Consider the following 12297-nt stretch of genomic DNA (forward strand, 5'->3'; position numbering starts at 1 on the left):
TTTACATGTTAATCTTTTAACAATTAATTAAAAAATCCTTAATTTTGCTTTTTGTTAGAAAAGAATATTTGTGAAATGACTGGTAAATATAAAAACGTTTTAGAGTTAATTGGAGATACTCCATTAGTTCAATTAAACAGAATTAACCAAGACATTCCAGGCGAAGTTTATGCAAAGTTAGAATGTTACAATCCTGGACATTCAACAAAAGACAGAATAGCTTTACATATTATAGAAGAGGCTGAAAATAAAGGTCTATTAAAACCTGGTGCTACTATTGTAGAAACAACTTCAGGTAATACTGGATTTGCTGTAGCTATGGTTGCTATCGTAAAAGGATATAAATGTATCTTAGCGGTATCGGATAAAACAAAAGCAGAAAAAATTTCATTCTTAAAAGCAATGGGAGCAAAAGTGTTTTTGTGCCCTGCGAATGTACCTGCTGATGATCCTAGATCTTATTACGAAGTGGCAAAACGAATTGCTGCAGAAACGCCAAATTCTCTTTATATAAATCAATATTTTAATCAAGGGAATACAGAAGCTCACTATTTAACAACAGGTCCTGAAATCTGGAATCAAACCGAAGGTAAGATAACACACTTAATTGGTTGTACAGGAACAGGAGGAACTTTGACAGGTAGTGCTCGTTATATCAAAGAACAAAATCCTAATGTTAAAATCATTGGGGTGGACGCATATGGATCAATTTTAAAAGGTTATCATGAAACTGGAAAAGTAGATCCAAATGAAATTTATCCTTATAGAATAGAAGGAATGGGGAAAAACTTAGTACCTGGAGCCTTAGACTTTGATATGGTAGATAAATTTATTAAAGTTACAGACGAAGAAGCTGCTTATCGTACAAGAGAAATTGCTTTGAAAGAAGGAATAATGGCAGGTTATACATCTGGAGCTGCAACGCAAGCCTACAAACAATTAGCAGGAGAAGGAGAGTTTAATGAGAATTCTTTAGTTGTTATTTTATATCCTGATCATGGATCTCGTTATATGACAAAAGTCTTTAGTGATGATTGGATGGCAGAAGAAGGCTTCACAAATAGTAGACTCAACGGCTTAGAAGCTCGTGCTACTGTAGAGCGTATAAAATAATATGTATATTTGTAAAAAATTAATAATAAAGTAGGTAGTGTTAATTCACTTTCTACTTTTTTTCAATAATAAAAAAATTAAACTAGAATAAAATGGACATTTTTGAGCGTTTAAAACAAAACCCTGGACCATTAGGTCAATTTGCTGATTATGGTGAAGGTTACTACGTTTTTCCTCAGTTAAAAGGAGAAATTGGACCAGTAATGGAATTTCAAGGTAAAAAAGTTATTACTTGGTCAATCAATAACTATTTAGGTTTAGCTAACCACCCGGAAGTTCGTAAAGCAGATGCAGATGCTGCGGCAGAATATGGTATGGCTTATCCAATGGGAGCTCGTGCAATGTCTGGTCAAACAGATTACCATGCTCAATTAGAGCAAGAGTTGGCTGATTTTGTTCAAAAAGAATCTGCTTATTTAATGAACTTTGGGTACCAAGGAATGTTATCTACAATTGATGCTTTAGTATCTAAAAATGATGTAATCGTTTATGATGCTGAATGTCACGCTTGTATTGTTGATGGTGTTCGTTTACACTTTGGTAAACGTTTTATTTATCAACACAACAATATCGAAAGTTTCGAAAAAACAATTATTCGTGCACGTAAATTAGCTGATAAACAAGGAGGTGGGATTTTAGTGATTACAGAAGGTGTTTTTGGAATGACAGGTAAACAAGGTATTTTGAAAGAAATTGCAGCTTTCAAAGACGAATACAAATTCCGTTTACTAGTAGACGATGCTCATGGTTTTGGTACATTAGGAAAAACTGGAGCTGGAGCTGGAGAAGAGCAAGGATGTCAAGATAAAATAGATATTTATTTCTCTACTTTTGCAAAATCTATGGCTGGTTTCGGAGCATTTATTGCAGGAAACAAAGATATTATTCGTATTTTAAAATATAATTTACGTTCTCAAATTTTTGCGAAGTCATTGACAATGCCAATGGTTGTCGGAGGTTTAAAACGTCTTGAATTATTACGTTCTCAACCAGAACTTAAAGATAAGTTATGGCACAATGTAGAAAAAATTCAGAAAGGATTAGAAGAAAGAGGATTTGATATCGGAGGTTCTAACACGTGTGTTACACCAATTGTATTGAATGGTTCTCCTATTGAAGCAACTGTATTAGCAAAAGAAATGCGCGAAGAATATGGTATTTTCGTTTCTGTAGTGGTTTATCCAGTTATTCCAAAGGGAATGATTATTTTCCGTATTATACCAACAGCAGCCCACGAAGATGAGCATATTGAATATACGCTTAACTCATTTGCTGAGATTAAAAATAAATTAGCGGATGGATATTACAAACGTAAAGCAGAAGAATTGAATGTTGATTTCGTTCAATACTAAAAAATATTCAATCAAATGATATAAAAACCCTAGACTTATTCAGTTTAGGGTTTTTTGTTTGTTTTCTGTTTAAAAGTAAAGGCTATAATAGTTAATTTAGACAATTGATTTAGTATATTTGTTACAATTTAATACACACAAACACACAACAATTTTAATTATGAAAATTCACAATTTTAGTGCAGGACCATGCATTTTACCACAAGTTGTTTTCGACAAAATGGCTCAAGCTTGTTTAGATTTCAACAATTCAGGAACATCAATCTTAGAAATTTCTCACCGTCGCAAAGATGCAGTAGAAGTGATTGATACAGCAAGAGCGTTGGTAAAAGAATTGATGAATGTTCCAGAAACGCATGACGTAGTTTTTATGCAAGGCGGAGCTTCATTGCAATTTCCTACAGTTGCTTACAATTTATTGAAAGAAGGTGGAAAAGCAGCTTATACACAAACAGGAAAATGGGCAGAAAATGCTATCAAAGAAGCAAAGCGTTTCGGAGAAATCGAAGTTATTGCTTCTTCAAAAGATCAAAATTATAATTATATTCCAAAAGGATACACTGTTCCTTCTGATGTCGATTATTTCCATTGTACATCAAACAATACAATTTTTGGAACACAAATGAAAGAGTTTCCAAACTCTCCAGTACCAATGGTTTGCGATATGTCTTCGGATATTTTATCTCGCACAATAGATGTTTCTAAATTTGGAGTTATCTATGCTGGAGCTCAAAAGAATATGGGACCTGCGGGGTCTGCTGTCGCAATTGTTCAAAAAGATTTATTAGGTAAAACAGAACGTAATATTCCTGATTATTTAAATTACGAAACGCATATCAAAAAAGAATCATCGTTTAACACTTGGCCAGTAATTGCAATTTACGGTGTCATGTTAAATTTACAATGGTTAAAAGAACAAGGAGGAGTGGAAGCAATTGCAAAAATTAATACTGCAAAAGCGGATGCAATCTATGCTGAAATTGATCGTAATGGATTATTTACAGGAACAGCTTCAACAGAAGATCGTTCTCAAATGAATGCCACTTTTGTCTTAAATAACGAAGATTTTAAAGCTGATTTTGACGCAATGTTAAAAGAAGCTGGAGTTGTTTCTTTAGCAGGTCACCGCGATGTTGGTGGATACCGTGCATCAATGTACAACGCTTTACCATTAGAATCTGTTCAAGTTTTGGTAGAAGTAATGAAACAATTTGAACAAAAATTTGGTTAATCAGCAAACATTAGATGCTAGATATTAGTATTGAGAAATATATTATCTAACATCTAAAATCTCACATCTTAATTTCTATAATAATAACATGAAAATATTAGCAAACGACGGAATTTCTAAAGCAGGACAAAACGCTTTAGAAGCAAAAGGTTTCGAAGTAATAACTGCTCACGTAGCACAAGAACAATTAGAAAATTATATCAACGAAAATGCAATTGAAGTACTTTTAGTTCGTTCTGCGACTAAAGTTCGTCAACCCTTAATAGATGCGACAAATCTCAAAATTATTGGTCGTGGTGGGGTTGGTATGGACAATATTGATGTTACTTACGCACGCGAAAAAGGAATTCAAGTCATTAATACGCCAGCATCATCTTCTCAATCTGTAGCAGAATTTGTAATTGCTCATTTGTTTTCTATCGTTCGTAATTTGCACCAAGCTAATCGTAGTATGCCCTTAGAAGGTGATTCAAACTTCAATGGATTGAAAAAAGCTTATGCAAAAGCAATCGAATTGAGAGGAAAAACAATGGGAGTAATCGGTTTTGGTCGTATTGGTGTAGAAGTTATTCGTGAAGCGATTGGTTTAGGAATGAATATCTTAGTTTATGATAAATTTCCAGCGACGCGTGACATCGAATTAGAATTTTTCGATGGTCAAAAGTTAACATTTACCATTACTTCTGTCGATTTTGATGAAGTTATTACAAAAGCAGATTTTATTTCGTTGCATGTTCCAGCACAAGATGGGTATATTTTGGGTGAAAAAGAATTTGCGAAAATGAAAGATGGAGTAATTGTAATAAATACTGCCCGTGGTGGAGTAATTGATGAAAGAGCCTTGGTGGATGCGATTGAAGATGGTAAGGTTGCAGGTGCTGCATTAGATGTTTTCGAAAATGAACCAACTCCAGAAATGGGATTATTGATGAACGAATCTTTGTCATTATCCCCTCATATTGCAGGTTCTACAAATGAAGCTCAAGACAGAATTGGAACTGAATTAGCTACACAAATCGTTGAGATTTACGGAAAATAATCGGCTTTATTCTATTTAAATTTACTTGAAATGCCACAATTTAAACCATTCAAAGGAATTCGTCCAACAGAAGAAACCTCTCAAGATTTTGTAACACTTGCTGTTAATCAATATTCTAAAGAAGAAGTAGATTATTATATTAATACAAGAGAGAACTCTTTTTTACATATAATTTTACCAACTTGGGATGATTCTATTGAAGATCCAAAAGAAAAATTCAGAAGAGTTAGGAAGAATTTAGAAGAATTTATTGAAAAGAAAATATTAGTTCAAGATAAATCATCATTTTATATTTATCAAGTTATTCAACCAAATGGCCGTGAAACAAAAGGACTTTTAGGACTTGTAAATATTGAAGATTATAGAAACAATAAAATCAAAAAACACGAAGAAACATTGGAACGCCGTGTTGAATTGTTTGCTGAATATTTAAAAGAATCTCATTTTCATGCTGAACCTGTATTATTAACATATAAACCTGCGCAAAGAGTAGATTTATTAATAGATACAGAAATGAAACGAAAACCAATTCTGAAAATAGATGAATCTAATGGAACACAGCATCTATTGTGGAGAGTTGATAATCGATTAAATTTAAAACAATTAAAAGATTCTATCGAAAAATTAGAAGATTTATATATCGCAGATGGACATCATCGTATGGAAAGTTCTGAACGTTATACAAAATACACAACAGAATCATCTGAAGATGAAGTTTATGGAAACGAATCATTTAATTTTACTTTAGCGCTTTTGGTTTCAAATGAAGATTTGATTATCAATGATTACAATCGTTTAATAAAAGATTTAAATGGATTATCTTCGAAAGAATTTATTCAACACTTAGAAGATTATTTCGAAATTATTCCGAAAAATGAAGAGTTAACTATTCCTACGAAAAAACATCATTTGGTTATGTATTTAGATAATCAATTTTATAGTCTTTACGTAAAGAATAATATTCTAAAAACAGAAGGCCTAAGTGAATTGGATACATACATTTTTGAAGAAACAGTTTTGAAACCAATTCTTAATATTCAAGATACTAAAAAAGATAAGCGAGTTCATTATGAATGTGGTACACGTGATAAAGTTGGAATAGAAGCCTTGAAGAATAAAGTGGATCATCATGACTATATTGCTGCATTTGCTTTTTATCCTGTAGATGTTAAAGACCTACAATTAATAGCTGATTTAGGACTTAAAATGCCTCCTAAAAGTACGTATATCGAACCAAAACCTTTGAGTGGTTTTGCAGTATTTGATTTGAAAGAATAAATAAAATGAGTATTCAAGAAAATTTAAAAATAATAAAAAATACGATTCCTGAGCATGTAACACTTGTTGCAGTTTCTAAAACAAAACCTGTTGAAGATTTGCAAGAAGCATATGAAGCTGGAATTCGCGATTTTGGTGAAAATAAGATTCAAGAAATGTGCGATAAATATGAAGTTCTTTCAAAGGATATTCGTTGGCACATGATTGGGCATGTACAAAGCAATAAAGTGAAATATATGGCGCCTTTTGTATATTTAATACATGGCGTTGATAGTTTGAAATTGTTGAAAGAAATTAATAAACAAGCCGAAAAAAATAATCGTGTTATTGATGTATTGTTGCAACAATTTATAGCCGATGAAGAAACAAAATTTGGTTTGGATAAAGAAGAAATTCAACATATCATGCAAGAAGAAATTCAGCATTTACCAAATGTTAGAGTTGTAGGATTGATGGGAATGGCAACGTTTACTGAAGATGAAAATCAAATTCGTGAAGAGTTTCGTTCTTTAAAATCTAACTTTGATTCTTTAAAATCTATTTATGAAAATATTTCTATTTTATCAATGGGAATGTCAGGTGATTACCAAATCGCGATAGAAGAAGGTAGTACAATGGTTCGCATCGGAAGTTCGATCTTTGGACATCGTAATTATTCGATTTAACAGAATATTTTTACAATATAAAAACCCCTAAAATTTATGTTTTTAGGGGTTTACTTTTTTATTATTTCGAAAAAGGCAAAGTCTTTAAATTGACATTTCCACCAGAAATGATTATCCCGATATTTGTATTCTGATAATTTTCTTTTTCTTTGATTAATGCGGCTAAAGCCACAGCAGAAGAAGGTTCGCAAACAATTTTCAAACGTTCCCAAATTAATTTCATTGCTGCAATTATTTCTTCTTCCGTTACACGAATTATTTTTTCTACACCTTTCTGAATGATTGGAAAATTAATATCACCTAGTTCTGTTTTCAAACCATCTGCAATTGTATTTGTTGTAGTGTTAGATTCTATTTTACCACTTTCTAACGAACGATAGGCATCATCTGCTTCAAAAGGTTCTCCACCGATTACTTTACAATTTATACCAAAATTTTCGGCAGCAATGGTTGTTCCAGCAATTAAGCCTCCACCACCAACAGGAGTAAATATATAATTCAGGTCTGGATGTATTTCTAATAATTCTTTCGCTGCAGTTCCTTGTCCAAGAATAACATTGAAATCATTTGAAGGATGAATAAACGTTGCACTTTTTTGTATTTCGATTTGTTTTGCTGCTTTTTCTCTAGCTTCTAAAGTTGGATCACACTCGATTATTTGTCCATTGTATCCTTTTACAGCGTCTTTTTTAACTTGTGGAGCTGTAGTTGGCATCACAATAAAAGCTTCAATTTCCAAGCTTTTTGCTGCAAGCGCTAAAGCCTGTGCAAAGTTTCCAGAAGAATGCGTAACTACACCTTTTTGCTTTTGTTCGTCTGTAAGTTGTATGATAGCATTTGTTGCACCACGCATTTTGAAGGCACCCATTTTTTGAAAGTTTTCGCATTTAAAAAACAAATTCGCTCCAAGTATTTCATTTAGTAAAGTAGAGGTTAAAATAGGTGTATTGTGAATAAAAGGTTTAATACGTTGATGTGTTTCTATCATAGCCTGTTTGTACATATTTATAGTTTTGAGATTGCAGTTACTTCAACTTCGATTAATGCATCATAATGCAATTCATTTGTTGGAATAATACATCGTGTTGGTTTATGATCTTCAAAAAAATTACTGTAAGCAGCATTTACTTCATCCCATAATTGAATATTCGGAATGTAAATTCGAACTTGTAATACATGCTTTTTATCACTATTAGCTTGATGTAATATAGTTTCGATGTTTTTTAAAACTAAGTTAGTTTGCTCTGAAATTGTTGTTGGAATTTTCTTGGTTTCGCGATCAATTGGTAATTGTCCAGATAGATATAAAATGCCATTGTGCTCAATACATTGTGAATAATGTCCGTTTGCAATTGGCATACTTTCAGTGTGAATTATATTCATTTTTATTGTTTTAAATATATCTTTATATAAAGACATATTACAAATGTACAATTTATCTTTACATCAAGATAAATTGTACATTTGTTTTTCAATCAATTGTGATGAAAAAAGAAAAAGATTTAATAGATGTATTAATTACAGAATGGAATTTGGAGCGCCCAGAGTTGGATGTTGATGCAATGCAGATTGTAGGTAGAATTATGAAATTAGGAAAGATTTTCGAAAATAGAGCAAGTATGGCTTTAAAAGACAATGGAATTTATTATACTGATTTAGATGTGTTAGCAACGCTTCGACGCTCAGGATTTCCTTATCAATTAACTCCAAAACAATTGATGCAATCTGTTGTGATTACTTCTGGAGCAATGACAGCACTTTTGAATCGCTTAACAAAATTAGAATTAATTTATCGCGCAGCAGATGAAAATGATGGACGAATTAGCTTAGCAGGTCTTACTGAAAAAGGAAAGGAAGTTATAGATGATGCGATTCATAAAAGGTTTGATGAAGCTAAAAAATCAATAAAAATTTTGAGTAAAAAGGAACGAAGTGATTTATCAGTTTTATTAAGAAAATTATTGATAGAATTAGATGAGTAAAGTTTTATAAAAAAAACCTGAACATAACTCGTTCAGGTTTTTTTTCAGGAATAAATTCTAACCTTTTCCTCCACCTTGTTCTTGGTTAGATTTAGAACGCTCTATATTAAATTGCTTTCCAAAATTATATGTGATTCCGAAACGAAACATTCTATAAGCGGAATATTCTCTTGTATTTTTTATATCATTTGAAATTGAAGAATAATATGGGTTTTTATTTTCAAATAGATTGCTGATATTTAATGATAATTGTAATTTTTTATCAAAAACCATTGCGCGAAATCCTATATTATGACGCATAAAGTCTCCAGTTGTTTGCAAGTTATCGTAACCTTTAGCGTAGTAATTGAAAGAATAATTAGCAAACAATGTTTTCTTTTTGTTTAAATCCAAATTATTAGTTAACCTAAATTCTGAATTTAAACCATCAATATCTTTCATTTCTGGAATAGAACTAGTTGTTTTACTATAGTAAATATCTGCTGTAGCATTCAACTTCCACCATTTTGTAGGTTTTATATTTAAGTTTTCACTCAATCCGAAACTATATGATTTTCCAATATTATATGGTTTAGTGGTATTTATTTTAGTTTCTGGATCATAAATACTTACTTGTTCAAAAATATCATTAGAATTTTTATAATAAATACTTGTAACAGTTAAATCCTTATAAGCATATTCAAGTTCAAAGTTATTCGAGTTAGAAGGTGTTAAATTAGGATTACCAAGTGATATATTATAATCATTTTCTTTTGTTTCAAAAGGATTTAAATACCAAATAAAAGGGCGGTCTACTCGACGACTATAGTTTAAAGTAAACGAATGATTTTCTGCTGCTTGATACATTAAATAAGCTGTAGGATATAAACCGTCAAACTTTTTTGAATACTCAAAATTTTCGTTTTTCATTAATCCTTTTACTTCTGCATGTTCATAACGTAAACCAGCTTTTGCTGTCCATTTTTCTGCAAATTGTTTTTCTATAGAATAATATAAGGCATAGATGTTTTCGTTGTATTGAAATCCATTGATATTATTTGTTTCATTTGTATTTGTTTTAGTCAAACGGTTATTATCTGCCTCATCTTTCGCCCAACGTAAACGCGTTCCGTAATTCATTTTCCATGAATTGATTGGATGCTCCATGTCTAAACTAGCGTTATAACGATTAGATTTTTGGTCAGCATTAGAAATATTGTTTTGGTATTTACTAGTTGTTTCTTCCCAAGAACTGTTATACTCTTTACTTATTGTTTTCGATTCTTCTGAGAAAGGATTATTAGAGTAATCAAAATCGAACGTTAATTTTTTTCCATCAGTATCAAATTTCTTGATGATATGATAATTCAAACCAAGGTAGCTCCAATCCCAATTAGATCCACTACGATCCATTGTTATATATCGATAAGGTTGATCTTGATTAATTTTGACAACATTTGTTGTTGAAAAATTATTGTATTCACCATCTCCTTTTGCTAAATTAAGATTAAAACCTGTGATGAGTTTATTATTTATCTGGTAATCAACACCTACTTTTCCTCCGATATAGGCGTTTTTATTTTTATTAACGCCGTTGCTTTTCCATGTTTCATCAGGATAATATGTTTTCTCGTTTGATTTGTTATACCAACGTCCTGATCCGTTGTAAACATTTGCCGTTACAGTCCATTTGTCTTTTCTAAAATTGATGTTTCCATTCAAATTGTATCCTGGATATTTTTGTTGATTATAAGTTGAAGATAAAGACCCATTCAAGCTTTCTCCTTTTGCACTTTTCAGAACAATATTGATTATTCCACTATTTCCAGTGGCATCATATTTTGCAGGAGGATTTGTAATGATTTCAATCTTTTCGATGTCTTCTGCACGAATTGTCTTTAGGTAATTAGCTAATTGATCACTACTCATTTGCATTAATCGATCATCAATCATAACTGTAATCGAGCCTTTTCCAATGATAGATATAGCGTCAGAATTTTCATCAACTTTTACACGAGGAGCTAGTTTTAGCGCATCTAAAGCATTACCGCCTTTTGCACCTTCAGCTTGATCAACATTAAAAATAAGACGATCAACTTTTTTCTCAATCATTTTTTTTTGTCCTGTTACAATAGTTTCATTTAACGAAACTTCTGTTTCTTTTATAGGAACAATGATAACTCCAATCTCTTGGTTATCTTGAATAATGATTTGCTGTGAATGTAAAAGAAGTCCAGATTCTTCAACTTTTAGTACATATGTACCGTTTTCTAAAGTAGAAGTAAAAAGTCCATTCTCATTAGTTGATACCTCATCAATAATTTTATCATCTTGAAAAATTACAACATCAGCTAAAGCTACAGGGGTTTGATTAGTATATAGAATAGTTCCTTTTATTTCTTGTTGAGCATAGGTTTGAATAGCTGCAACACAGAAAATTATTGGAAATAATATTTTTTTCATATTAGCTTATTTTACTTTTAAGACGCGCGACGTATTGAAAAGTTACATCATCAAATTTTATTTTTTTCAAAAAAGATTAGGTTTTATATCAATAGGTTATTGCTTTTCTATTGACAAACAATTTGTTCGTCTAGAGTAAAGAAAGGTTTTAAGCGATAAGATTTGATGTGTAAAATTTATTATTAAATAGAAAAAATGGCGGAAAGTGAGGGAACTTTTATCCGATGCCTATCCGTCACTTCTCCGATGCCCATCCGTCGATCATTCTATGGGCATCCGTTAACTCTCCGATGCCCATCGGATAAATGAAGGGATAGTATGCGTATTTAGAAAGCAGGAAAATGATATAATTTTTATAAATACAAAATCCCAATTAATATTTTTATTGGGATTAAGTACTAACGAAATAGATACAGTTTGTTAATATGATTAAAGAAAAATATTTTCTGTGATGTAAGTTAATTGAATTCTTTTTCTAACTGAATTGATTTAGGAAAAAGAATATTATTTTCTATATGAATATGTGTATGCAAATCGTTTTCGAAATCTTGTAGCATTGCAAATGCAACTCTATAAGTGTTACATGCATCTGCAGGAGGATTATAATCGTTAGTTAATTTTGCGATTTTAGCAAAACGATCTCCCTCTGTAGTATGTTCATGCTCCATCATATGAACCGGATTTTCCACAGTACCAAAGGGAGCGTGTTCTAAAGTTGTTCCTTTTCTCTTTGCATTTGCCATTTTTTTTATGAATGGAAAAAGAATTAATTCTTCCTTTTTTAAATGTGCACTTAATTCTTTTGCTGTTTCATTGAAGAGTTTATTTATCTCATAAAGCTCAGGGTGTTTTTCTCCATGTACTTTGCAAAGTTTATCTAGAAATGCTAAAAGAATAGGAGTTTTTTCTTCAACATATAAATGATGTGTTTTTTCAACATATTCTGTTAAAAGATCCAAAGGCCAAGATTTAAAATCAATGCTATTGTCTGTTTTCGTAGGTAAGTTTTCCAGTTCTTGGTAGATTTTTTTAGTATCTATTAATTTGCTTTCGCAGGCTTCTTCAATTGTTCTTCCTCCTCGACAGCAGAAATCAATACCATATTTTTTGAATACGGCAGCAGTTCTAAAGTCTTCTGCAACCATTTCTCCTATTAAATCTGTTTTTGTGTTCATAATAAAATACTTTTTTGTCC

At 31.5% G+C, this 12297-nt stretch carries 11 protein-coding genes; 7 read left to right on the forward strand and 4 right to left on the reverse strand.

Going from position 1 to position 12297, the window contains the following annotated elements; genetic code table 11:
- Positions 1–75: 75 nt before the first annotated feature.
- From E4J94_RS12395 to E4J94_RS12420, 6 genes are all read left to right on the forward strand, one after another.
- A complete protein-coding gene (locus E4J94_RS12395; protein ID WP_135836114.1) occupies positions 76–1113 on the forward strand; it encodes a PLP-dependent cysteine synthase family protein in 1038 nt (345 codons plus the stop codon).
- A gap of 92 nt (positions 1114–1205) precedes the next feature.
- Positions 1206–2465 carry an aminotransferase class I/II-fold pyridoxal phosphate-dependent enzyme gene (locus tag E4J94_RS12400; RefSeq protein WP_135836115.1) on the forward strand — a complete coding sequence of 420 codons (1260 nt, stop codon included), beginning with the start codon at positions 1206–1208 and terminating at the stop codon, positions 2463–2465.
- 160 nt (positions 2466–2625) lie between these two features.
- Positions 2626–3696, forward strand: coding sequence for a 3-phosphoserine/phosphohydroxythreonine transaminase (gene serC / locus E4J94_RS12405; protein ID WP_135836116.1), 1071 nt, complete (start codon positions 2626–2628; stop codon positions 3694–3696).
- An 88-nt stretch (positions 3697–3784) separates the two neighbouring features.
- Positions 3785–4735 (forward strand): D-2-hydroxyacid dehydrogenase, encoded by a 951-nt coding sequence (locus tag E4J94_RS12410; protein ID WP_135836117.1) that lies wholly within the window; start codon positions 3785–3787, stop codon positions 4733–4735.
- Positions 4736–4765: 30 nt separating this feature from the next.
- Positions 4766–6013, forward strand: a complete 1248-nt coding sequence (locus tag E4J94_RS12415) for a DUF1015 domain-containing protein (RefSeq protein ID WP_135836118.1) — start codon at positions 4766–4768, stop codon at positions 6011–6013.
- Positions 6014–6018: 5 nt separating this feature from the next.
- Positions 6019–6678 carry a YggS family pyridoxal phosphate-dependent enzyme gene (locus E4J94_RS12420; protein WP_135836119.1) on the forward strand — a complete coding sequence of 220 codons (660 nt, stop codon included), beginning with the start codon at positions 6019–6021 and terminating at the stop codon, positions 6676–6678.
- Between the two features lie 61 nt (positions 6679–6739).
- Here the strand turns inward: E4J94_RS12420 and E4J94_RS12425 are convergent, their stop codons facing one another.
- Together E4J94_RS12425 and E4J94_RS12430 are read right to left on the reverse strand one after the other, a co-directional pair.
- Positions 6740–7681 (reverse strand): threonine/serine dehydratase, encoded by a 942-nt coding sequence (locus tag E4J94_RS12425; protein ID WP_135836120.1) that lies wholly within the window; start codon positions 7679–7681, stop codon positions 6740–6742.
- A 2-nt stretch (positions 7682–7683) separates the two neighbouring features.
- Positions 7684–8061 (reverse strand): RidA family protein, encoded by a 378-nt coding sequence (locus E4J94_RS12430; protein WP_135836121.1) that lies wholly within the window; start codon positions 8059–8061, stop codon positions 7684–7686.
- Positions 8062–8162: 101 nt separating this feature from the next.
- On the opposite strand from E4J94_RS12430, the gene E4J94_RS12435 reads away from it, so the two are divergent.
- Entirely contained in the window at positions 8163–8660 is a 498-nt protein-coding gene (locus tag E4J94_RS12435) for a MarR family winged helix-turn-helix transcriptional regulator (protein ID WP_135836122.1), read from the forward strand.
- Between the two features lie 57 nt (positions 8661–8717).
- On the opposite strand, the gene E4J94_RS12440 is transcribed toward E4J94_RS12435, so the two are convergent.
- Both E4J94_RS12440 and ric read right to left on the reverse strand, forming a co-directional pair.
- Positions 8718–11102: an outer membrane beta-barrel family protein gene (locus E4J94_RS12440; protein WP_135836123.1), complete on the reverse strand. Its 2385-nt coding sequence runs from the start codon at positions 11100–11102 to the stop codon at positions 8718–8720.
- A gap of 458 nt (positions 11103–11560) precedes the next feature.
- Positions 11561–12277, reverse strand: a complete 717-nt coding sequence (gene ric / locus E4J94_RS12445; protein ID WP_135836124.1) for an iron-sulfur cluster repair di-iron protein — start codon at positions 12275–12277, stop codon at positions 11561–11563.
- Positions 12278–12297: the final 20 nt, after the last annotated feature.

Source organism: Empedobacter tilapiae, from assembly GCF_004785645.1.
Classification (GTDB): Bacteria; Bacteroidota; Bacteroidia; order Flavobacteriales; family Weeksellaceae; genus Empedobacter; species Empedobacter tilapiae.

What these genes read in the sequence shown, in the direction of transcription:
- E4J94_RS12395 (WP_135836114.1), top strand. Translation starts at nt 76, where the DNA reads ATGACTGGTAAATATAAAAACGTTTTAGAGTTAATTGGAGATACTCCA.
- E4J94_RS12400 (WP_135836115.1), top strand. Translation starts at nt 1,206, where the DNA reads ATGGACATTTTTGAGCGTTTAAAACAAAACCCTGGACCATTAGGTCAA.
- serC (WP_135836116.1), top strand. Translation starts at nt 2,626, where the DNA reads ATGAAAATTCACAATTTTAGTGCAGGACCATGCATTTTACCACAAGTT.
- E4J94_RS12410 (WP_135836117.1), top strand. Translation starts at nt 3,785, where the DNA reads ATGAAAATATTAGCAAACGACGGAATTTCTAAAGCAGGACAAAACGCT.
- E4J94_RS12415 (WP_135836118.1), top strand. Translation starts at nt 4,766, where the DNA reads ATGCCACAATTTAAACCATTCAAAGGAATTCGTCCAACAGAAGAAACC.
- E4J94_RS12420 (WP_135836119.1), top strand. Translation starts at nt 6,019, where the DNA reads ATGAGTATTCAAGAAAATTTAAAAATAATAAAAAATACGATTCCTGAG.
- E4J94_RS12425 (WP_135836120.1), bottom strand. Translation starts at nt 7,681, where the DNA reads ATGTACAAACAGGCTATGATAGAAACACATCAACGTATTAAACCTTTT.
- E4J94_RS12430 (WP_135836121.1), bottom strand. Translation starts at nt 8,061, where the DNA reads ATGAATATAATTCACACTGAAAGTATGCCAATTGCAAACGGACATTAT.
- E4J94_RS12435 (WP_135836122.1), top strand. Translation starts at nt 8,163, where the DNA reads ATGAAAAAAGAAAAAGATTTAATAGATGTATTAATTACAGAATGGAAT.
- E4J94_RS12440 (WP_135836123.1), bottom strand. Translation starts at nt 11,102, where the DNA reads ATGAAAAAAATATTATTTCCAATAATTTTCTGTGTTGCAGCTATTCAA.
- ric (WP_135836124.1), bottom strand. Translation starts at nt 12,277, where the DNA reads ATGAACACAAAAACAGATTTAATAGGAGAAATGGTTGCAGAAGACTTT.